Source organism: Bacteroides ilei (assembly GCF_900128495.1).
GTDB lineage: Bacteria > Bacteroidota > Bacteroidia > Bacteroidales > Bacteroidaceae > Phocaeicola > Phocaeicola ilei.
The window spans coordinates 3,495,830-3,518,051 of the sequence record NZ_LT635801.1 but is presented as its reverse complement, the minus strand read 5'-3'; the positions used below and the strand labels follow the sequence as shown (position 1 = coordinate 3,518,051).

18 protein-coding genes are annotated in these 22,222 nt (G+C 44.4%); 11 read left to right on the top strand and 7 right to left on the bottom strand.

What is annotated here, in order from left to right:
- Positions 1–134 precede the first annotated feature (134 nt).
- The 9 genes from BQ7489_RS15075 (at position 135) to BQ7489_RS15040 (ending at position 11,355) form a co-directional block, all read left to right on the top strand.
- Positions 135–1,082, top strand: coding sequence for a lysophospholipid acyltransferase family protein (locus BQ7489_RS15075; RefSeq protein WP_072531744.1), 948 nt, complete (start codon positions 135–137; stop codon positions 1,080–1,082).
- 89 nt (positions 1,083–1,171) lie between these two features.
- The gene (locus BQ7489_RS15070) at positions 1,172–1,780 is read left to right on the top strand and encodes a thiamine phosphate synthase (protein WP_072531743.1); all 609 of its coding nucleotides are present in this window, start codon (positions 1,172–1,174) and stop codon (positions 1,778–1,780) included.
- Between the two features lie 80 nt (positions 1,781–1,860).
- Positions 1,861–2,802: a ribose-phosphate pyrophosphokinase gene (locus BQ7489_RS15065; protein ID WP_072531742.1), complete on the top strand. Its 942-nt coding sequence runs from the start codon at positions 1,861–1,863 to the stop codon at positions 2,800–2,802.
- 146 nt (positions 2,803–2,948) lie between these two features.
- Complete coding sequence (locus BQ7489_RS15060) at positions 2,949–4,586, top strand: B12-binding domain-containing radical SAM protein (RefSeq protein WP_072531741.1); 1,638 nt, start codon at positions 2,949–2,951, stop codon at positions 4,584–4,586.
- A gap of 56 nt (positions 4,587–4,642) precedes the next feature.
- Positions 4,643–5,593 carry an NAD(P)H-dependent flavin oxidoreductase gene (locus tag BQ7489_RS15055; RefSeq protein ID WP_072531740.1) on the top strand — a complete coding sequence of 317 codons (951 nt, stop codon included), beginning with the start codon at positions 4,643–4,645 and terminating at the stop codon, positions 5,591–5,593.
- Positions 5,594–5,607: 14 nt separating this feature from the next.
- Complete coding sequence (locus BQ7489_RS17600) at positions 5,608–5,766, top strand: hypothetical protein (protein ID WP_162617760.1); 159 nt, start codon at positions 5,608–5,610, stop codon at positions 5,764–5,766.
- Positions 5,767–5,863: 97 nt separating this feature from the next.
- On the top strand, positions 5,864–7,093 hold the full coding sequence (locus BQ7489_RS15050) for a hypothetical protein (RefSeq protein ID WP_072531739.1): 1,230 nt from the start codon (positions 5,864–5,866) through the stop codon (positions 7,091–7,093).
- Between the two features lie 34 nt (positions 7,094–7,127).
- Positions 7,128–7,712 carry a condensin complex protein MksE gene (locus tag BQ7489_RS15045; protein WP_072531738.1) on the top strand — a complete coding sequence of 195 codons (585 nt, stop codon included), beginning with the start codon at positions 7,128–7,130 and terminating at the stop codon, positions 7,710–7,712.
- Complete coding sequence (locus BQ7489_RS15040; protein ID WP_072531737.1) at positions 7,696–11,355, top strand: ATP-binding protein; 3,660 nt, start codon at positions 7,696–7,698, stop codon at positions 11,353–11,355. Before BQ7489_RS15045 ends, BQ7489_RS15040 begins: the two co-directional genes overlap by 17 nt.
- A gap of 74 nt (positions 11,356–11,429) precedes the next feature.
- On the opposite strand, the gene BQ7489_RS15035 is transcribed toward BQ7489_RS15040, so the two are convergent.
- Together BQ7489_RS15035 and tamL are read right to left on the bottom strand one after the other, a co-directional pair.
- On the bottom strand, positions 11,430–11,666 hold the full coding sequence (locus tag BQ7489_RS15035) for a DUF6965 family protein (RefSeq protein ID WP_072531736.1): 237 nt from the start codon (positions 11,664–11,666) through the stop codon (positions 11,430–11,432).
- A gap of 10 nt (positions 11,667–11,676) precedes the next feature.
- Entirely contained in the window at positions 11,677–13,989 is a 2,313-nt protein-coding gene (gene tamL / locus BQ7489_RS15030) for a translocation and assembly module lipoprotein TamL (protein WP_072531735.1), read from the bottom strand.
- Between the two features lie 111 nt (positions 13,990–14,100).
- Here tamL and BQ7489_RS15025 point away from each other — a divergent pair, with 111 nt between their 5' ends.
- Positions 14,101–14,862, top strand: a complete 762-nt coding sequence (locus BQ7489_RS15025; RefSeq protein WP_072532225.1) for a TrmH family RNA methyltransferase — start codon at positions 14,101–14,103, stop codon at positions 14,860–14,862.
- Here BQ7489_RS15025 and BQ7489_RS15020 read toward each other — a convergent pair.
- From BQ7489_RS15020 to BQ7489_RS15010, 3 genes are read right to left on the bottom strand one after another with little or no spacing between them, the layout of a single operon-like run.
- Positions 14,857–15,198 carry a hypothetical protein gene (locus BQ7489_RS15020; protein WP_162617824.1) on the bottom strand — a complete coding sequence of 114 codons (342 nt, stop codon included), beginning with the start codon at positions 15,196–15,198 and terminating at the stop codon, positions 14,857–14,859. The genes BQ7489_RS15025 and BQ7489_RS15020 overlap by 6 nt on opposite strands.
- A 15-nt stretch (positions 15,199–15,213) precedes the next feature.
- Positions 15,214–16,128: a DUF4296 domain-containing protein gene (locus BQ7489_RS15015; protein WP_072531733.1), complete on the bottom strand. Its 915-nt coding sequence runs from the start codon at positions 16,126–16,128 to the stop codon at positions 15,214–15,216.
- Positions 16,125–16,766 carry a lipoprotein signal peptidase gene (locus BQ7489_RS15010; RefSeq protein WP_072532224.1) on the bottom strand — a complete coding sequence of 214 codons (642 nt, stop codon included), beginning with the start codon at positions 16,764–16,766 and terminating at the stop codon, positions 16,125–16,127. The genes BQ7489_RS15015 and BQ7489_RS15010 overlap by 4 nt, the downstream gene beginning before the upstream one ends.
- Positions 16,767–17,013: 247 nt before the next feature.
- On the opposite strand from BQ7489_RS15010, the gene BQ7489_RS15005 reads away from it, so the two are divergent.
- Positions 17,014–18,177, top strand: coding sequence for an IS4 family transposase (locus tag BQ7489_RS15005; protein ID WP_072529666.1), 1,164 nt, complete (start codon positions 17,014–17,016; stop codon positions 18,175–18,177).
- A 47-nt stretch (positions 18,178–18,224) separates the two neighbouring features.
- Here BQ7489_RS15005 and BQ7489_RS15000 read toward each other — a convergent pair whose 3' ends face one another.
- Positions 18,225–18,605, bottom strand: coding sequence for a TraR/DksA family transcriptional regulator (locus tag BQ7489_RS15000; RefSeq protein ID WP_072531732.1), 381 nt, complete (start codon positions 18,603–18,605; stop codon positions 18,225–18,227).
- Between the two features lie 60 nt (positions 18,606–18,665).
- On the bottom strand, positions 18,666–22,154 hold the full coding sequence (ileS, locus tag BQ7489_RS14995) for an isoleucine--tRNA ligase (protein ID WP_072531731.1): 3,489 nt from the start codon (positions 22,152–22,154) through the stop codon (positions 18,666–18,668).
- Positions 22,155–22,222: the final 68 nt, after the last annotated feature.

Below are 22,222 nucleotides of genomic sequence, written 5' to 3'. Positions count from 1 at the left end.
GGAGGCAAGCAACACCCTGTCAACAAGTTGCTTGCCTCCGTTTTTTTGTCGTTTCTGCACATTATCTTTTTGACATTTGCCATAGAAACTATACCTTTGCCACCAATTATCGACAACCAAGTTCATAAACATATATGAAAATTCTTTATCATATTCTTTCCGGACTCTGTTACCTGCTCTCGCTGCTTCCGTTCTGGATACTATACAGGATTTCGGATGTACTTTATCTTATACTCTATCACCTGGTAGGATACCGGAAAGAAATTGTACATAAAAACCTAAGACAATCTTTTCCCGACAAGACTACCGAAGAATTACGTGATATAGAAAAACGGTTCTATGGTTTTCTGTGCGACTATATGGTAGAAACGGTCAAGCTGATGACCATTTCGAACGCCAACCTGAGGAAACGCATGCAGTTTGAAGGAGTGGCCGAAATGATCCAGGCTATGGAAAACGAGAACAAGCAGTTTGCCTTTGTCTACCTGGGACATTACTGTAACTGGGAGTGGATCTCTTCACTCGGTATCCGCATCCATGAAGTGAGCAGCAATACCGTTTGCGGACAGATCTATCACCCGCTCTCAAACAAAGCCTTTGACCGACTGATGCTCAAGATCAGAAGTAAAGGAGAAGGATACAACATCCCGATGAAAGAAACGCTGCGATACATCATCAACTGGAAAAGGAGCGGACAGAAGGTAATCATCGGATTCATTTCCGACCAAGCCCCCAAATGGAGCAGCACCCATCACTGGTGCAACTTCCTCCACCGGAAAACTCCTGTCTTTACCGGGACGGAAAAGATCGGGAAGCAAGTGGATGCCCTCATCTTTTTCGGTGATGTAAGAAGAATAAAACGCGGTCACTACACATGCAGACTCTCACGCATGGTCAAGGACATCAAACAGTATCCCGACTTCGAAGTTACCGACATGTATTTCAGGATTCTGGAAGAATGTATCAACAGCCAGCCAGCCTACTGGCTATGGACCCACAACCGTTGGAAAAGGACTTATGAAGAATACCTGACATTACAACAAGAAAAAACTGAAGCGGCAGATACTGACGGGCACCGATAACCCGGTTACACCGTATTCCAGAAAAATGATTGCCTAAATTTAGGAATATTACAAACATGTTACTACCTTTGTTCTACAATTGCAGATAAATGAAACTGATAGTAATAACGACACCTACCTATTTCGTAGAAGAAGACAAGATAATAACCACCCTTTTTGACGAAGGGCTGGACATCCTGCATCTGCGCAAGCCGAATACGGCACCTGTCTATGCGGAACGCCTGCTTACACTGATTCCGGAAAAATACCGGAAACGGATTGTTGTACACGGACACTTCTACCTGAAGGAAGAATATAAACTGAAAGGAATACACCTGAACAGCCGGAATCCTGTTGCACCCGAGAACTATTCGGGACACATCAGCGCATCCTGCCATACACTGGAGGAGGTACAGGAAAAGAAGCCGAAATCGGACTATGTATTCCTGAGCCCCATATTCGACAGCATTTCCAAAGAAGGATACCATGCGGCCTTTACCCCTGAACAGATCCGTACCGCCGCCAAAAGCGGAATCATTGACAAGCATGTCATCGCATTGGGGGGTATCGATGAAAATAACATCCTGCAGGTCAAAGACTACGGATTTGGCGGAGCCGCTGTTCTGGGAGGTCTCTGGAGCAAATTCAATCCTGATTTTGACTACAATTACAAGAATCTGATCGAATATTTCAGAAAGCTAAAAAAACTTGTGGATTAAAGTTTTCGGTCATTTCATTGGCTGACTGAAAGAAATGGACTAACTTTGCAGACAATTTAAGGCAATATATCTATTTTACAATGAGCAAAACATCACCATTTAAAGTATTCTCGGGTACTAACTCTAGATACCTTGCAGAGAAAATATGTACCAGTTTGGGTTGTCCACTAGGTAATATGAACATCACTCATTTTGCCGACGGTGAATTTTCTGTATCCTATGAAGAATCCATCCGTGGACAGCATGTATTTCTTGTACAGTCTACATTCCCCAATTCCGACAATCTGATGGAACTTCTACTGATGATCGATGCAGCCAAACGCGCTTCGGCAAAGAGCATCATCGCTGTTGTCCCTTACTTCGGATGGGCTCGTCAGGACCGTAAAGACAAGCCACGTGTTTCTATCGGTGCCAAGCTGGTAGCCGACATGCTGAGTGTAGCCGGAATTGACCGTCTGATTACAATGGATCTGCACGCCGACCAGATTCAGGGATTCTTCGACATCCCTGTCGACCACTTGTATGCATCTACTATTTTCGCACCCTATATCCAGGCTTTACATCTGGACAACTTGGTCATCGCAACTCCTGACGTAGGCGGTTCAAAACGTGCAAGTACTTATGCCAAGTACCTGGATGTGCCTTTGGTTCTTTGCCACAAGACACGTGAAAAAGCCAATGTAGTGGCTTCCATGCAAATTATTGGTGACGTTAAAGACAAGAATGTTGTCCTGATTGACGATATGGTCGATACAGCCGGTACCATTACCAAAGCTGCCGATATCATGAAAGAGGCCGGTGCCAAATCCATACGTGCCATTGCTTCACACTGCGTAATGTCCGGACCGGCATCAGAACGTGTCCAGAACTCACAATTGGAAGAAATTGTATTTACCGACAGTATTCCTTATTCAAACCGTTGCGCCAAAGTGAAACAACTTTCCATCGCCGACATGTTTGCCGAAACGATACGCCGCGTCATGAATAACGAATCTATCAGTTCACAGTATCTGATCCCTTAACAATCAAAGGATATAGGATAACGGATAACCGTTATTCCCGGGAGGCGAAGAATTTTGTCTACATTCTGTGTGTGCAAAGTTCTTCGCCTTACTTTTAACTGTCTTGCCCTCGTCATAAAATATATAATCAACCTATATAAAGATCCATGAATATAGTCTGGCTCGACCTAAACAGTTCATACGCCCACTCCTCATTGGCACTGCCGGCCCTACAGGCACAGATAGCAGACAACCCTGACATCAGATGGCAGATAGTGTCGGCTACCATCAACGAAAATCCGGGTACAACGGCAAGTGGAATCTATCGCCTGCATCCCGACATCATTGCCGCCACCTGCTGGCTGTTCAACCATGAAATCCTCCTGCACATACTGGCAAGAGTCAAAGCCCTGTTACCCGACTGCTGCATAACCCTGGGAGGACCCGAATTTTTGGGCGATAATGAAGAATTTCTGAGAACAAACCGGTTTGTAGACTGTGTTTTCAGGGGAGAAGGTGAAGAATCGTTTGCCCGATGGATAAACTGCTGGAATGACCGGCGGCTATGGAATGAAGTCAAGGGACTCTGTTTCCTGGATACAGCCACTGCAATCTATCACGATAACGGACTGGCGCGTGTTCTGGACTTCGACCGGCTGGAAGCCCCTGAAAACAGCCCGTTCTTCAACTGGAGCAAACCGTTCGTCCAACTCGAAACGACACGCGGATGTTTTAACACATGTGCCTTCTGTGTAAGCGGCGGAGAAAAGCCGGTACGTAATCTGCCGATCGGAATGATCAGAAAACGTATCGACATTATCCGGCAACACGGCATCCGTAACATACGGGTGCTGGACCGCACATTCAACTACAACAACCGGCGCGCTAAAGAACTTCTCGACCTGTTTAAGGAATATCCGGAAATCCGTTTCCATCTGGAAATACATCCGGCACTACTTTCAGACGAGCTGAAAGAGGAACTGAAAAAAATGCCCAAAGGCTCATTGCACCTGGAAGCCGGAATCCAGAGCCTGCACGAAGAAGTTCTGGCGGCCTGTAAAAGAAAAGGACACCTGCAAGATGCTTTGGAAGGGCTGGAATATCTCTGTTCCCTCCCCAATATAGAGACACATGCCGATCTGATAGCCGGACTTCCCTTATACCATCTGGAGGAGATTTTCGAAGACGTACGTATTCTGGCCGGATACAATGCAGGTGAAATCCAACTGGAATCGTTGAAGCTTCTTCCGGGTACGGAAATGAGAAACCGTGCAGATGAACTGGGAATCTGCTACTCCCCCTTTCCTCCCTATGAAGTGCTGAAGACAAGAGAAATTTCGCCCTACGAGCTCCAGACTGCCCGTCAGTTGTCCAGACTGCTCGACGGTTACTACAATACTGCAATATGGAAAGGAATCAGCCACAAGCTTATTACGGAACAACCCGATTTCCTGCACCGTTTTCTGGAGCATCTGATACAGATCGGTGTCATTGACCAGCCTATGAGCCAGGAACGCCGGGGCGTTATCTTATACGAATTCTGTAAGGAAAACTATCCCCAATACGAAACGCCGGTCACACTGGCTTGGATAGAAGCCGGAATGTCACTGAAAAAACAGCCGGCTTACCGCATACGTACCAAACACGTCGGCCCTCCCTCCGAATGGAATGTCGTATACGGTGAATATCACGAAGGGTTGCGACTGTGCCTGCTGCCGGGAAACGATACGGACGGAACAGACTACTGGTTCGGTTTCGAGACAGAAACGCAGCAGTCACGCCCCATATTCAAGGCAACCTCCTGAAAAATCATTTGGATATACCGAAGAAAACCGTAAATTTGTAGAAAAACTTTTGAATCATGAATAGAATATGTCATCTTTTCGGTATAAAATACCCTATTATCCAAGGAGGTATGGTATGGTGCAGCGGATGGAGACTGGCATCGGCCGTAAGTAATGCCGGCGGACTGGGATTGTTGGGAGCCGGATCCATGCATCCCGAGACCTTACAGGAACATATACGTAAATGCAAGGCAGCGACCGACAAACCTTTCGGAGTCAACGTACCGCTCATGTATCCCGAAATGGATACCATCATGAAGATCATTGTAGATGAAGGAGTCAAGATAGTCTTTACATCTGCAGGAAATCCCAAAACATGGACCGAATGGCTGCATAACAACGGAATAACCGTAGCCCATGTAGTTTCTTCCACCCGGTTTGCCGCCAAATGTGAAGAAGCCGGAGTCGATGCCATCGTAGCCGAAGGATTTGAAGCGGGCGGCCATAACGGACGGGAAGAAACCACCACTTTCTGCCTGATACCGGCCATAAAGAAAAGTTGCACCCTTCCGCTCATTGCAGCAGGAGGTATTGCTACCGGTGAAGGCATACTGGCTGCACAGGTATTGGGAGCCGACGGCGTACAGATGGGTACACGCTTTGCACTCACCCAGGAAAGTTCGGCACACTTTACATTCAAGGACCGTTGCCTGCGACTGAATGAGGGAGACACCATACTCACCCTCAAACAGCTTTCGCCCACCCGGCTGGTAAAAAACGACTTCTACAAACAGGTAGCCGAAGCGGAACAGCGCGGAGCCACGGCCGATGAACTACGCGGACTGCTCGGCAAAGGAAGAGCCAAGAAAGGTATTTTTGAAGGAGACATTCATGACGGAGAACTGGAAATCGGCCAAGCCGCATCGCTGGTAAGACAACTGCAACCCGTGCACGAAGTTATGCGTGAACTCATAGACGACTACAATACAGCCTTGAAACAACTGCAGGACCGGCTGAACTGGAACTAAAAACAACCATCATTATGGCAGATAACTACCTCGAACGCCAACGCGAACAATATGAATCCCGTAAAGCGGCCTGGGAACGGGCCAAGAAACTGGGTAAAAAGAAAGTTACAACAAAGACAAGGCAGACACCTGTACAGAAAACGGAAAGCAACTACCCTAAGGATGTGGAATAAAGTCTGGCTGGACCATGGTCCCATCCGGATTTACACACTGTAAAAATTAGGAAAATCCCCCGCCAAGTTATAACTTTGCGGGGTTTTATATGATATTATGTACACATTCCGCTCTATACAAGAAATTATCAACACACTATCGGCAGCCAAAGCTTTACTGACAGAAATGTTCGAAAAAAGGAATATTGTCAACTTCAAATATTCAGAAGCGCTGGAACTGCTGAAAAACGATGAGAACCGTCTGCGGCTGCTCATTGAAAAGGAAGTGATCCTCCAAAACGGGAACTTTGTACAACTTGACGCACGTTTTCTCGACTTCTTCGAACTGCTTCTAGAAGCCAACGAAGAAATCAATACGGCCATCATAAACGACAATATCGACTACCTGCATGAACTGATGGGATATTATCTGCAAGAAAACATAGCTTCACGGAAAGCCAGCTATGTGAGGAACATCAAGATTACATTCCAGAAAATAGCCCGTACCACCATACGTAATATCCTGAACCTGCAGGCCAGCATAGACAATGCATTCAAGCATGAGCCCACATACCGGATAAAGATTGCCAAACTGGAGAATCTCGACAAGAAACGGATCAACATACAGCAACTGATTGATACGACCGAAAACCTGATCCTCCATGAAGAACGTACATTCTTCCAGCAGGCTACCGATGAAGAACTGGGCAGAATCCTGCTTGAACTCCGACGGGAACTGCAACTTTCGGCCCACAGCCTGATCCGGGCCCAGCAGGATATCATCAATTACTTGAACCAGATTAAGAGTCAGATTATCCTGGTTGAGAAGATACGGAAAATCAAGTATCTGCAAGACCAGTTTGAACTGCGCGCCAAAAGCAATCTGGCGGAAGTGCTCGACCGCGAACATTCTGTACTGATAGAAGGGGCGTTACCGACATCCTTCAAACTGTCGATCAACTATCTGAACAGTGATGAAGCGCAACCGGTGATATTGAAAGTCCTGAAGAACCTGCAATACCGCAAAAGTGTGAAAAGCAACGAAGCCGGAGCATTCAGTGATGAAGATCTGTCGCACCAGTCGGCTTACGAACCTGCCGTCAGCCTGGAAGAGATTATAGGGAACTACATCCAATGCCAGACCGAAAAGCTCTGGAAAGACGCTTCGGCCCAGCCCGATGACCTGTTCAGTTTCCTGTTGAACTACCGGTTCAGGCACCAGATCGGAGAGAAAGAACGCACTACCCTCTTCTGTCAGCTTGTGTCACTTTATGAGTCACAGCTCCGTATCAGCGACCGGTTCGGTCATTATAAAGAATATGAATATGCCCTGATCTATCCGGCATGACCCATATCATCGGCAAACCTATAAACAGATAATTATGGAATTGAATATACATATACCCGACCACACGGCCGAAATATTCGACTGTCTGCAGAAAGGACAGTTCATCAGCTCCAACAGCACCAATGAAGAGACCAGAGACCTCTATGACATGATTGACGACGATTTTGAGGCATTGTCGGTCTTCTTTTCACAGATAGGCTATACGCTGGAACGGGGTAACGAATATTTCTACTTTTCGAGAACAGAACCCAGAACGACACTGGAACAGAAAATCCTGCGCGCCTATTATTGGATTGACGTGCTCGACCTTTTCAAGACTTACGACGAGACATTCGGCCCCGGATACCGTTTCCAGCCTGAACAGATTCTGGTGGAAGCCAACATCAACGTAATGCTGCAGAACAAACTGGACGGCATACGGAAACATTTCTCCGACAAAGATATACGGAAAGAGGTACTCGAAAACATGATCCGCCAGCTCACCAAGGAATCTTTTCTGGAACTGGAAAACGAAAAGACCAACACTTACAAAGTCATGGCATCATGGAATTACCTGGAACGTCTGGTAGAAAGCATTAACATTTACGAAGACACTGACAACGATGAGAAACCTGAATAGAATTATCTTTATAAACAGCGCCAATATACCGTACGCCGACGATATCTATCTCGACGGAAACGTACATTTCATCGGTACGCAGGGAGTAGGTAAAAGTACTGTCTTGCGCGCCATTCTCTTCTTCTATAACGCCGACACCCAAAAACTGGGCATTCCTGTAGAAAAACAAAGCTATACAGAATACTATTTCCCGTACGCCAATTCATATATCATCTATGAAGTGGCTACCGAAAACGGCGCGTTCTGTATTCTCAGCTTCAAATCGATGAACCGCATAAACTACCGTTTCATCGATTCTCCCTACCGCAAGGAATTCTTCATTGACGGTGAGACCCTGACTGCCTACAGCGGAGCTGACCGGATAAGACAACAACTGGATGAAGCTGGCATCGATTATTCACGCATCATCTATACTTTCGACGAATATAGAAACATTCTGTATGGAAACGGGGTTTCTACCGACATGAGAAAATATTCATTGATGGAAAGCAGACAATACCAGAATATTCCACGTACCATCCAGAATGTACTGCTGAATTCCAAACTGGACGCGGAGTTCATAAAAAAGACCATCATCTCTTCCATCAATGAAGATGAAACGGCTGTAGACCTCAACAGTTACAAGGAACACCTCAAAAACTTTGAAGTACGACTGCATGACATCGAAGAGTTCCAAAAGCGTGAAACTCAGAAACAGGCACAGGAAATCACTTCCCTGTCGGCACAGATATCACACCAGCAGACGGCATTGGTACAAGGTTGCCGTGAACTGGCTGTTGCCCATAGCCAGGCAGAAAAAGCGTTTTCCTTGTGGCAACAGAAGAAACAGGAAACAGAAAACGGCAGGAATGTATTGACAGGAAAAGTCCAGGAGCTCCAGGAACAGTCAAAGAAACGTTGTGACGCTTATCAGGAAACACTGGCAGTACTCAAGAATGAACTGAAGAAGGCACAGGACAAAGAAAAGGAATACGACCGGAAAAATATAGGCCGGATCATTGAACGTTCTTCACATAAGGAAGAATGGGAAATCCGTTATAACGGACTGATGAAGGAACAACAGGACCTTACAGCCAATTTCAATACCATAGCCGACAAGTACAATTCACTGATTGAGGGCCTCAACGCCCAATGGAACGAATACCATAGTGTAAAAATCAAACAGCAGGAAAAGCTGAACAATGATTTCAACAGACGGATTGAGGAGGAACGGCATAAACATGAAAGCGCCGTTGAAGCACTCTATAAGGAATACGAACAGCTTTCACAGGAGCTTTATCCGCTGAAAAGCGAAAAACAAAGTGCCCTGACCGGGCTCGATTACCAGATACAGTTGTGCAGGAAAGAACAGTTCTATGAAACCGAACAGGAAGAACTGAAACACCGTATACAATCGTATACGGGAATGCATACCAGTAAAAAAAACCGTATCGGGCACTCACAGCTCATCATCAAGGAACTTACCCTGAAATGGAATGAAGAGCTCCAGCAAGGTTTGAATGAAAAGGACCGTAAACTTGGGGAACTCCAGCAGGAGCAGCTCCGCCTGAAACCGCGTGTCGAGGAACTGGATACATTCCTGACAAGCAGTAAAGATACATTACAAGGATGGCTGAAAGACAATAAACCGGGATGGGAGGAAAATATCGGAAGGTTGTGTGACGAAACGATTCTCTGGCAGACTGGTCTGTCGCCCCGTATTCAGGACAACGGTACATCCTTTTACGGAATTTCAATTGACCTGAGCCACATTGAAAGACATATAAAGTCTATCAATGATTACCAGAAGGAAAAGGAAGCTGGCACAGAACGGCTGAAACAAATAGCAGCCGAAACAATCCGCCTGCAGGAAGAGAAAGAACTCCTGACCGGGCAACTGAAAGATAAATACCAACCACGTATCAAGGAACAGAAAGATATCATTTCCCTACAGGAATTCGAACTTGAGAAGCTGGAAAAGCAATATCAGAAAGATATGCTTGACCTGGATATCTGGAAGAAAAAGGAAAATGAAGAACGCGAAAAGAAGATACATAATCTGGAACTTGAAAAGAAAAGGCTCCGGCAGGAACTCATGCAACTGGAGGAAAGACTGGAAAACCTGAATGAAGAAAAGAAAGAAAAACAGGATGTACTCAAGCAGGCATGGAGCGAGACCCAACAGAATCTGAAAAACGAAAAACAGGAGCAGGCAGATAATCTGAAGGCAGAAGAGGAGAAGGAACTGAAACGCATTACCGACACCAAAGCCCGGTATGAAAGTGACATGCAGAAAGACCTGCATGAACAAGGGGTTGACACTGAACGGCTGCAGGATATTGCCAGCCAACTGCAACAGATAGGCCAGGAACTGCTGTTCATCAAAGACCACGCAACTTTAATCATCGAGTACCAAAAGGACAAACGTGACCTGATGGACAATATACCAGAATGGCAACATAAACTGGATGAACAGAACCGCCTGCTATCCCAGGAAAAGGAATCTTTACGGAAAGAAGTCTCTACACTGCAGGAACAGATAAGCAAACTGAACAAGGAACTGAAAGAGGCAGATAATAAGGTACGGGAACTGACTTCGGACATGGAAGCCTTTGACAAAATCAACGTCTACGACTGGTACAAGCCTCATCAGGATATTTTCCGGCCGGAGAACCTTCCCGCACTGGAAATTTCCGTACAGAAAAGCTGCACGGAACTGATTGCAGAACTGAGCCGGCTGGAAAACCAGCATAACCAGTTGGAAAGCAGCCTGCGCAAATATGTGAACCAGTTTACCGGACATTTTGACGAAGACAATACGTTCAAGTTCAAGACCAAGTTCAATGAAGACTGGGAATACATCCATTTCGCCGAAGAGCTGCATGATTTTGTCCGTGAAAACAAGATCAATGAATTCGTGCGACGGATCAATAACGAACACTCGGATATCTTCAAACGGATCAGCATGGATACGTCCATGCTGACAGCCTCGGAAGACGATATCCAGGATATCATCGATAAAGTCAACAAAGGATTCCAGACCTGCAATTTTGTAGGAGTAATCCAGCGGATTGAAATGAAAGTGGAAGAAAGCAGCAACCGGGTAATGAACAGCCTGCGTGCCATCCAGAAATATTACAACGAACACGCATACGACCTGACTCCGGGAACCAACCTCTTCTCGAGCGAGAACGAACAGCTGGTCAAACAGGAAGCTATCGCGCTGCTGAGAGACTTCATCAAGGAAATCCATGCATACCGCTACGACAATATCCGCCTGTACGACTCGTTCGAACTGCGTTTCCGGATCATTGAAAACAACAACGACACCGGTTTTGTGGAGAAACTATCGAATGTGGGTTCGGAAGGAACTGACATCCTGGTCAAGGCCATGATAAACATCATGCTGCTCAATGTATTCAAGGAAAGTGCCTCACGCAAGTTCAAGGATTTCAAGCTCCATTGCATGATGGATGAAATCGGGAAACTCCACCCCAACAATGTGAACGGAATCCTGAAGTTCGCCAATGACCGCAACATCATCCTCATCAACGGATCACCGACAGAATTGAACCGTGACGCCTACAAGCATGTATATCTGCTCACGAAAGGGGCACAAAGCAAGACACGCATCGCACGCCTCATCTCAGACCAGAAACTCTGACACAAAACAAGGAGTACTGTCCCGGAAAGTTTGAACTTTCAGTGACAGTACTCCTTCAACATTCATTCATCTAATCAGCCCTGAAGGGATTCCAGCCGGGCCTTGATATTCTCCAGAAGAATAATACATCCCTGCATCTTCGGATTTTCATAACACACCTCAGCCTGATCGAAAAGCCGCTCTACCGTTTCTTTCAGATGTGGAATGGATACAGCTTTATCCACTTTCAGGCTCTCGGGCAACGATGCAGCATCAAACCATTCTTTCAAAGCCTGGAGTTCCTCTTTCGTACAAACATTTCTATTCTCCATATATAATAAATTAAAACGGATATCCTACAGCAAAATGAAACGCCATATCCCGGCCTAGCCTCGGTGAAATGATCGGATACCGGTCACGACCCGTATACATCGGATTGACGGCCTTCATTCCCGCGTCAAAACGCAAAATCAGAAAATCCAGATCAAAGCGGATACCCAACCCGTAAGACACGGCTATCTGCCTGTAAAAACGGTCGAAACGGAAAAGTCCCTCCGACTTGTTTCCTTGCTCACGGATGTTCCATACATTCCCCGCGTCAACAAATACGGCACCGTTCAGCTTCCAGAACAGAAAAGTACGGTATTCCAGATTGATATCCAGTTTGATATCTCCGGTATGGTTCACATAATCGATACTATTCCCGTCTCCTTTATAGGAACCGGGACCTAATGAACGTACACTCCAACCACGGACACTGTTTGCACCACCCGAAAAATACAGCTTTTCAAACGGCATACTCTTGGAATTCCCGTACGGATAGGCTATGCCCAATCCTGTATGGAATACCAGTGAATTACGCTCGTCAATCATGAAATTCTTGGCATAATCGAAATCGGCCTTTACATATTGGGCAAAACTGATGTTTCCTAACTGATAAGCCCCGTCCTTACGGCTCTTGTTTACAAGTCTGGAAAAGCCATACAGCAAATTACCTGCCTCTTCAATATTAAAACGGAACGAATAAGAGTTGCGGAGAGATGTTTTCAAGGACGAAGCTCCTGAACTGTTATACGTATACGTATAACCCAGACGTACAATAAACAGATCCTCATAGCTGTAACGCAATAAAGGATTGACTTCATCCATCCGGTCAAGATAACTCTTGAAGGCATCCGATACATAAGGCATATAGATATAGTTAATGTCTACCAGATCCAACCGATGTGTAGCTTTACCTCTGCGCGACCAGTGATAACTCCATGACGCAGCAGCCAATGTACGTTCAAACTCCGGACGGAACTGCCAGTTGTACTTGATACCTACTTCTGACGTCGCTCTTATTTTACGTTTGAAATCATGTGAAAGGAACGGGAACATGAACTCCGGAAAGTTAAGGCTACTTTCTATACCATATTCGGTATAATTGCTGTTGGCATATCCTTCCAGTCCTGTTACCGCTTCATAAGCACCTCTCAGTTTGATGGTAAACGTTTCTGATCCTCTGAAAAGATTCTTATGCGAAAACGAAACGGAAGCAGCCGCCCCCAAGTCACCGGCAGAATTAGTCCCTTCCACTTCAAATGAAATCGATTTATTCTTGTTTCTGGAAAGTGCCACATAAGCATCCAGGTAAATGGAATCATTTTCCTGTACCTCATTGAAACGGATAGTGGAATACTTCAGGATATGCAGGCGCGACAAGGCTGTATAGGTATCCTGTACGTCACGGTTACTGAATATCCTGCCCGGCTTAAGATAATTATAATCGGTAATTACCTGCGGACGAAGAAAAAGTTTATCCTTATAGTAAAAATTGACATTCTGATAAGAAAGAGAATCAAACCCGCGGAAAGCAGATTCGGAAAGCGATGACAAGTCTGTATCAAACAGATAATTTACCTTACGTAACCTATATTGTCTATGCTCCTGCGGAGGATCTTCCTTACGCCGGCGGTAAGGGAGTATATTCATTGTCAGGTCTACCTTATGGGTATTCAACATCGTATCGGCCCTGAACGTAATGAAGTCCTTATTGAAACGATAATATCCCCTACCCTGCAAATCCTGCGTGATACGCGACCTTTCCTGATCAAGTACATTTACGTCAAAACGCATACCCTCATCCAGAAGACTCCGGGCAGAATCGGCCTGCAGGAAATCACGGATCCGGTTATCGGCAATATCATAAGCCAGATGATCCACAATATACGGTTCTGACGAATGGATAACATAGCGTATCTTCATGCGGTTACCGTCACTGTCCTCTTCCAGATCAACCGTAGCACCCATATATCCCATATTCTGCACAGCCTTTCTGATTTCATTTTGTGTCTCCTCTGCCTGTACACGGTCATAAATGACGGGAGCGTCACCTATCTTCCTCCAAAACCGGTTAATCCACTTTGTAGAATCCAGACCGGATGCCCCATATATGTACATAGGGAAACGGAACAGGCTGAACCACTTGGCATTAGGTGTCTGACGCACATACTGGTTCATTTGAGAAGGCCTTATTTCCTTATTATCCGACTCCACCTTGACATTATCCAACAAATATTGTCCCTCGGGAATAAACTTGTTGACAGAGCAACCGGTCAACATCAAAAGAAATACAACAATATGGATAATGGATATACGGGGCGGCTTCTTCATAAAGGACAACACAAGAGTTATGCAATTTCTGAAGCAAAGATAACTAATAATTAAAAATATCTTCTTAGCTTTGTCTATGAATATTTGTTATTTTTCATATCCTCAAAGCAGATGTTAAGCAAGAATAAGATAAAATACATACATTCTCTCGAATTAAAGAAGAACAGAAAAGAAGACCAGGTCTTTCTGGCCGAAGGTCATAAACTTGTAGGCGACTTACTGGGACACTTCCACTGCCGGCTGCTTGCAGCCACTCCCGAATGGTTTGAAAAGAACAACAGCTATACTCAGGCTGACGAAGTGTTCGAGGTGAGCCGGGAAGAGCTATCACGTGCCAGTCTGCTGAAAAATCCACAGGAAGTTCTGGCCATATTTGAACAGCCTCATTACGATTTTAACCCTGACTCTGCACGGGAATCACTCTGCCTGGCACTCGATGATGTACAAGATCCGGGCAACCTAGGCACAATAGTGCGCATAGCCGACTGGTTCGGAATTGAACATATCTTCTGCTCAAACGGTACAGCCGATATCTATAATCCTAAAACCGTACAAGCTACCATGGGAGCCATAGCACGTGTCAAACTCCATTACTGTAACCTGGAAGAAATACTTGTCGGACTGGCAAAAGAAGGAGTAGCAATTTTCGGAACATTCCTAGACGGGGAAAACATCTATTCGCAGGAATTGGAAAGAAACGGCGTAATCGTTATGGGAAATGAGGGAAACGGGATAAGTAGCAAGATAGCACAGCACATTAACCGCCGCATCCTGATACCAAACTACCCCGAAGGATGTGAAACCAGCGAATCGCTCAACGTTGCCGTAGCGACTGCCATCGTATGTGCAGAATTCAGAAGAAGGTCCTCATAAGGAGAATATACGGCTATGGGGAAAGAATTCCATCTGCAAAACATTAAAAGGATGTACCCAATATGCCCGCAGCATATTGCAAGATGTTCCTTCTTCTTTTTTCTTCTCCTGATATCTTATACGGTCCAGAAACACCTCAAAACTCTCCTCATCCTTACGCAGCAAAGGGAAACGAGAAACTATTACAGCACCGGGCAACCATTCGGTCCCTTGGATTTCCGTTTCCAACGGAAAGTATCTGCACACAATTCCCGCATCATCCATTTCTACAACCTGATTCGACAACATCTTGTCCATAGACAAGTCGTAAACTCTATGAGTCGCTATCCGTTTCATTCCACCAATCTGCATTTATCTTTCCTGTAACCGTACCTGTCTTCCAGACATATGCAAAGGTTTGTGCACTGTATCTATCTTGACAGGAGATATCGAATCGGTCGGGCGTACAGTTGCACTATCAGCTGTATGTATTAATGAATCGGCCGAAACGATCGTGGCCGGGGACTTCATATGATAACGTGTCAAGTGAATATCGTTGACAAGCAGACTACCCTCAACATTCTTCTCATTCGAATAATAAACGAATCCGCTGATATTACGTATTGTAAAAGCCGAGTCCGGACGCAAATACAGCCGCTGTGGTCCGGAAGCTGTTATAGTCCGGGTAATACCTTGCACACTATCATTATCAAAATAGAAATTTAACCCTATAACGGCACGTCCACCAGAACTTACAGTCTTCGGCATAAAATGAAAGTCGGCCGTCAGAACCATTGCATCACGTGTACGAAAACTGGTATCTGCTTTCAAATCAAACAAGATCTTATTGGTTAGCGAAGAAGTTGTCAACCAATATAAAGTACGGTCTTGCCACACATCAACCGTATCACCCGACATGGAGACATCAATCTGGTTATCACGTTTCGCTACTTGAGTTTTCATATTTCTGGCATCGTCCTCAAACCGTCCTTTCAACCGGGTATAGATATCAGACAACACATCACTATGGCGGGTATACCACACCATCGAAGAATCAAATTCGGCTTCGGTAACATGATGTTTCTGAAAAACATATTTAAAATATGCATCTTTCTTATATGTTTCATCATACGGTAAAGAACCTGTCATAGCAGAAGCAAGATGATAATCATACAACAGATTTTCCATATCACCCGGCTGTATAATATCATCAGGAATCTTCTTGCCACAAGCCCCCATTCCAGTCAAAAAAGCAGCGACACAGATATAGCCAAACAATTTTCTCATTTTTTCGTTTCTTTTGATCCGGGTATATTCTTGTTCAGATAACTACCGTAGAAAATCAGTAAAGCAATGATACCACAACTGATTGAAGCATCGGCAAAATTGAAAATCGGACTGAAAAAGATGAAATGTTCCCCTCCCCAGAAAGGAACCCAATCAGGCCAATATGTATCAATAATTGGGAAATAAAACATATCCACCACTTTACCATGAAGCAATTCTCCATAACCGTGTCCCCACGGTACCAGACCAGCTACCGTCCCAGGTGTACTTTGACTGAAAATCTCACCGTAAAAGACACAGTCGATAATATTACCAATAGCACCAGCCAGAATAAAAGCCAGGCATACCATATAACCCGTCTTCACCTTCTCCACACGTTTAGTCAGACTATACAAATACCATGTAATCAGCACTACAGCAACGATACGGAACAATGTCAGAAACAGTTTAGGCAAAACCTCCATGCCGAAAGCCATACCATTATTTTCCGTAAAATAGATATAGAACCAATCGGTAATATGTATCCTCTCATACAGACACATATGGGTTTTTACCGCAAACTTAATAATCTGGTCGATAACCAATACCGCTACCACAATTACAGCCGCCAGTCGTCCTTGCGTAAAAAATTTCTTCATAATTAAGTGTAGTTCCATTAAAACATTTGTCATCCAGAAAACGGTATCAGAAAACATAGACGCTTTTTCAAGCGGAATTATGCTTGTTTCATCCCCCAAAATCTGAATGACAAATGTCAGCTATCACTACTGTCCCGTTAAAAAAGGGAATCGGTCTTTGAAATAGTTGAAATATAGTCTTTTACAAGCATTTTTAGGGTGCGACGATTTGAAATTGCTACATTGTAGTCTATAAGATAGACTGCATATGAACAAAAACAAATATATCTTTGCCCAATTGGTAGAATTTCTTGATAAAGATAAGTTTCGCCACTTAGTTGACAAATACAATGGCAATCGGTATGTCAAGTCATTCACGTGCTGGAACCAACTTCTTGCACTGATGTTTGGTCAGCTTAGTAATCGTGAAAGTTTACGCGATGTAGTCGTGGCGCTGGAAGCGCATCATACCAAATGCTATCATCTTGGAATAGGACGGAATCCTATTGCTAAAACGACATTTGCTTCAGCCAACCAAAATCGAGATTACCGCATCTTTGAAGACTTTGCATTCTTCATGATGGAACAGGCTCGGAAAAAACAGGCAACAGATATTTTTAAGTTGAAAGGGCATGTGTATGCTTTCGATTCTACGACAATACCTTTATGTCTGTCTATCTTTTGGTGGGCCAAGTTTCGTAAGAAGAAAGGTGGTGTAAAAGCTCATGTGTTGTATGACTTGGAAGCACAAGTCCCAGCATACTTCCACTTCTCTACAGCATCTGTCCACGATTCAAAAGCAATGAAGTATATTCCTTATGAATCAGAGTCTTACTATGTGTTTGACCGTGGTTACAATGCCTTCAAAGAACTCTATAAGATACATTTGCACGAGTCTTTCTTTGTGGTGAGAGCCAAGAAGAATCTACAGTTTAAATGTATCCGATGGAGACGCAGATTGCCAAAGAATGTACTTACCGATTCTGTAATAGAACTTACCGACATAATCACTCGGCAGAAGTATCCTGAGCGGTTGCGCTTAGTGAAGTACAGAGACGAAAATCAGGATAGAGAGTTTGTCTTTCTTACCAATGCTTTTCATCTCACTTCACTTGAAATCGTCGAACTGTATAAAAACCGCTGGCAGGTTGAGTTGTTCTTCAAATGGCTAAAGCAGCACCTCAAAATTAAGAAGTTTTGGGGTACTACGGAGAACGCTGTTCGAATCCAAATCAGTACTGCCATTATCAGTTATTGCCTTGTTGCTATAGTGCAACATGATATGCAACTGGAACGGTCAACATATGAAGTTCTACAAATTCTAAGCATTTCTCTTACGGACAAAACATGCCTTAAGGAACTGTTTGATAAGACTAATTTCAACGATGTCAAAGAACTCAATTCTTCCCTTTTTCCGGGATTGTTTGATTAATATTAATTTGTCCCGATTTTAACGGGACACTAATGGTCAGCTATCATTTATTTTTTAGCATGCTGCTTCGCTTCAATGCTCAATGTGGCATGAGGTACGGCACGTAATCTTTCTGCAGGAATCAACTTACCTGTTTCACGGCAGATTCCATAAGTCTTGTTTTCAATACGTACCAAAGCAGCCCGCAGATTCTGAATGAACTTCAGCTGTCGTGCAGCCAGACGTGTCGTCTCCTCCTTCGATAATGTGTTGGCACCTTCTTCCAGCACTTTATAAGTAGGTGATGTATCGTCGGTATCGTTTCCGTCCTGATTCATAATACTGCTTTTCAGCTTCTCATAATCGCGTTCAGCGAGCTGAAGTTTTTCCATGATAATGGCGCGGAATTCCTCGAGTTCAGCGTCAGAATATCTTGTCTTTTCAGCCATAGGTTTAAAGTTTTAAGTTAATAATAGTTTCCCCGAAAAACTTCGGGGAATTGGTTCATATCACAATTTTGTTACTTTTACACAAAGTGAAAAATCATCGAAGTTCAATTCTGTCCCATCGGCAACTTCATCGGCCAATGTAAGTGATCCACCCAATACTTGGTTACAAATATAAGACTTATATTCTTCTACAGCCGCATCTGTATCAGGATTCTTCGATAAAACAATGTTAATCTTGTCAGTTATCTCAAATCCACTGTTCTTACGGATATTCTGGATACGGTTCACCAATTCACGGGCAATGCCTTCACGTCTCAGTTCTTCGGTAATAGTCACCTCCAGAGCAACAGTAAGTTTACCTTCATTGGCAACCAGCCATCCTGGAATATCTTCACTGAATATTTCCACATCGGCTGCCTCTATCACCGCCGGTGTACCGTCAAGATCAAAAGTATAACTACCCTGTCTTTCCAGTTCAGCTATAGCATCCTGAGACATACCGGCTACAGCCGCAGCTACAGCCTTCATCTGTTTACCGAACTTCGGACCCAATTTCTTGAAGTCACACTTCACCTTCTTTACCAGAATACCCGAAGCACTGTCCACCAGTTTAACCTCCTTCACATTGACTTCGTTCATGATAAGGTCTTTCACAGCGTCAATATGATGTTTCTGTTCTTCGTCTACAACCGGTATCATGATACACAACAACGGCTGGCGTACCTTGATATTTACCTTACGACGCAAAGCCAATACCATGGAAGTGACATCTTGTGCCATCTGCTGGCGGGCCTCCAGTTCCTTATTGATCAAACTTTCATCGGCTACCGGGAAATCAGCCAGATGCACCGATACAACCTTATCACGACCAGTCACACTGACAAGATCCATATACAGCCGGTCGGCATAGAACGGAGCAATAGGTGCCATCAACTTAGCCACAGTTTCCAGGCAAGTGTACAATGTCTGATAAGCCGAAAGTTTATCCTGTGACATAGCACTTCCCCAAAAACGCTTACGGTTCAAACGGACATACCAGTTACTTAGATTATCATTCACAAAATCAGTAATCAGACGACCGGCTTTAGTAGGCTCATAGTCGTTATAACATGCGTCCACATCCTTAATCAGGGTATTCAATAGAGACAGAATCCAACGGTCAATCTCCGGACGCTGTTCCATCGGAACATCTTCCTCCGCATATGTAAAACCATCTACATTAGCATACAATGCAAAGAACGAATAAGTATTGTATAACGTTCCAAAGAATTTGCGACGTACTTCGTCCACACCATCTGTATCAAACTTCAGGTTATCCCACGGTGACGAATTGGTAATCATATACCAGCGCAATGGATCGGAACCATATTTTTCAATAGTGCTGAATGGATCGACAGCGTTACCCAGACGTTTAGACATCTTATTGCCATTCTTATCAAGCACCAGACCATTTGAAATCACATTCTTATAAGCAACACTATCGAATACCATAGTGGCAATAGCATGCAACGTAAAGAACCATCCACGGGTCTGGTCTACCCCTTCTGCAATAAAATCGGCCGGATAATAAGTACGGTTGTCCACAAGTTCCTTATTTTCGAACGGATAGTGCAACTGTGCATAAGGCATAGAACCAGAATCAAACCATACGTCAATCAGATCTGTTTCACGCTTCATCGGCTTACCCGAAGCTGATACCAGAAGAATATCATCCACATACGGGCGATGCAAATCTATTTTATCATAATTTTCTTTTGTATATACCCCCGGAACGAAACCTAGTTTCTTGTACGGATTTTCAGTCATAACGCCTGCGGCAACCGACTTTTCTATCTCGTTATACAATTCCTCTACCGAACCGATACAGATTTCCTCACCGTCTTCGCTACGCCAGATGGGCAGTGGAGTACCCCAGTAACGGGAACGGCTCAGATTCCAATCGTTCAAATTCTCCAGCCATTTACCGAAACGTCCAGAGCCAGTCGATTCCGGTTTCCAATTGATAGTCTTGTTCAGCTCGATCATACGGTCCTTACAAGCGGTAGACCGGATAAACCAACTGTCAAGCGGATAGTACAATACCGGTTTGTCTGTACGCCAACAATGCGGATAGTTGTGTACATGCTTTTCAATCTTAAATGCCTGGTTATTCTGCTTCATCATCATGCAGATATAGATATCGAGAGATTCAGCAGCCTGAGCAGCCTTTTCATCGTACTTACCGTCGACAGTAAACTGAGGATCATAAGCATTCTTTACCCATCGTCCCTGATATTCCTTGTACTTGTCTACATCCACACATTCCTTTACAAATGTTTCATCAAGCTCGTCCAAAAGATAGAACTTTCCTGTCAAATCCACCATCGGACGGGTTTCACCCTTCTTGTTTATCATAAACAGCGACGGGATTCCTGCGGCACGGGCTACATTGGCATCATCGGCACCGAATGTAGGAGCAATATGAACTATTCCGGTACCATCTTCAGTAGTGACATAATCACCCGGAATTACCCGGAAAGCCTTATCTACAGCCACCTTCCAGTTGCCGTCCTTATCTGTTTCTACTGGTTTTACCCAAGGAATAAGCTGTTCATATTCCATTCCTACCAGATCAGTACCCTTGTACTCACCCACTACCTTGAACGGAATCAGCTTATCTCCAGGCTTGTAATCTTCCAACGCAATACCTTCGGCTTTCTTATTAAAATGAACATAAAGTAACGGCTTAGCCAATACTACGGTCATTTTTTCTCCTGTATAGCCATTATAGGTCTGCACTGCCACATAATCTATCTTCGGGCCTACACAAAGAGCAGTATTCGAAGGTAAAGTCCATGGAGTAGTTGTCCATGCTATAAAATAAGGAGTACCCCATTGAGCCATTTCCGGCTTCGGGTTCTTCATTTTAAATTGTCCGACTACAGTCGTATCCTTCACATCGCGATAGCATCCTGGCTGGTTCAGCTCATGTGAGCTCAAACCTGTTCCGGCTGCAGGTGAATACGGCTGAATGGTATATCCCTTATACAACAGACCTTTCTTATACAACTGCTGAAGCAACCACCACAAGGTCTCGATGTAACGGTTATCATAAGTAATGTACGGATTATCCAAATCGACCCAATACCCCATTTTGTGGGTAAGGTCAGTCCATTCCTTGGTAAACTTCATCACATCCGTACGGCAATGTCTGTTATATTCAGCTACAGAAATGGTTTTACCGATATCCTCTTTAGTAATACCCAAAGCCTTTTCCACACCCAATTCTACCGGCAGTCCGTGTGTATCCCATCCGGCTTTACGCTTTACCTGAAATCCCTTCATAGTCTTGAAGCGGCAGAAAGTATCCTTGATAGTACGGGCCATCACATGATGGATACCCGGCATACCGTTTGCAGAAGGAGGACCTTCATAGAATACGAACGACGGATGTCCCTCGCGTTCAGTCATACTACGGGAGAAAACATCGTTCTCATCCCATTTCTTCAGCACTTCCTTGTTGACATCAGAAAGGTTAAGTTGTGAATATTCAGTAAATTTTTTACTCATACTTTATTATTGTTTTATTCTCTTCAAAATCATACAGACCTATGCACCATAACACATAGACCTATGTG

What these genes read in the sequence shown, in the direction of transcription:
- BQ7489_RS15015 (WP_072531733.1), bottom strand. Translation starts at nt 16,128, where the DNA reads ATGAGAAAATTGTTTGGCTATATCTGTGTCGCTGCTTTTTTGACTGGA.
- BQ7489_RS15010 (WP_072532224.1), bottom strand. Translation starts at nt 16,766, where the DNA reads ATGAAGAAATTTTTTACGCAAGGACGACTGGCGGCTGTAATTGTGGTA.
- BQ7489_RS15050 (WP_072531739.1), top strand. Translation starts at nt 5,864, where the DNA reads ATGTACACATTCCGCTCTATACAAGAAATTATCAACACACTATCGGCA.
- BQ7489_RS15005 (WP_072529666.1), top strand. Translation starts at nt 17,014, where the DNA reads ATGAACAAAAACAAATATATCTTTGCCCAATTGGTAGAATTTCTTGAT.
- BQ7489_RS15070 (WP_072531743.1), top strand. Translation starts at nt 1,172, where the DNA reads ATGAAACTGATAGTAATAACGACACCTACCTATTTCGTAGAAGAAGAC.
- tamL (WP_072531735.1), bottom strand. Translation starts at nt 13,989, where the DNA reads ATGAAGAAGCCGCCCCGTATATCCATTATCCATATTGTTGTATTTCTT.
- BQ7489_RS15035 (WP_072531736.1), bottom strand. Translation starts at nt 11,666, where the DNA reads ATGGAGAATAGAAATGTTTGTACGAAAGAGGAACTCCAGGCTTTGAAA.
- BQ7489_RS15000 (WP_072531732.1), bottom strand. Translation starts at nt 18,605, where the DNA reads ATGGCTGAAAAGACAAGATATTCTGACGCTGAACTCGAGGAATTCCGC.
- BQ7489_RS15040 (WP_072531737.1), top strand. Translation starts at nt 7,696, where the DNA reads ATGAGAAACCTGAATAGAATTATCTTTATAAACAGCGCCAATATACCG.
- BQ7489_RS15060 (WP_072531741.1), top strand. Translation starts at nt 2,949, where the DNA reads ATGAATATAGTCTGGCTCGACCTAAACAGTTCATACGCCCACTCCTCA.
- BQ7489_RS15075 (WP_072531744.1), top strand. Translation starts at nt 135, where the DNA reads ATGAAAATTCTTTATCATATTCTTTCCGGACTCTGTTACCTGCTCTCG.
- BQ7489_RS15045 (WP_072531738.1), top strand. Translation starts at nt 7,128, where the DNA reads ATGGAATTGAATATACATATACCCGACCACACGGCCGAAATATTCGAC.
- BQ7489_RS15065 (WP_072531742.1), top strand. Translation starts at nt 1,861, where the DNA reads ATGAGCAAAACATCACCATTTAAAGTATTCTCGGGTACTAACTCTAGA.
- BQ7489_RS17600 (WP_162617760.1), top strand. Translation starts at nt 5,608, where the DNA reads ATGGCAGATAACTACCTCGAACGCCAACGCGAACAATATGAATCCCGT.
- BQ7489_RS15055 (WP_072531740.1), top strand. Translation starts at nt 4,643, where the DNA reads ATGAATAGAATATGTCATCTTTTCGGTATAAAATACCCTATTATCCAA.
- BQ7489_RS15025 (WP_072532225.1), top strand. Translation starts at nt 14,101, where the DNA reads ATGTTAAGCAAGAATAAGATAAAATACATACATTCTCTCGAATTAAAG.
- ileS (WP_072531731.1), bottom strand. Translation starts at nt 22,154, where the DNA reads ATGAGTAAAAAATTTACTGAATATTCACAACTTAACCTTTCTGATGTC.
- BQ7489_RS15020 (WP_162617824.1), bottom strand. Translation starts at nt 15,198, where the DNA reads ATGAAACGGATAGCGACTCATAGAGTTTACGACTTGTCTATGGACAAG.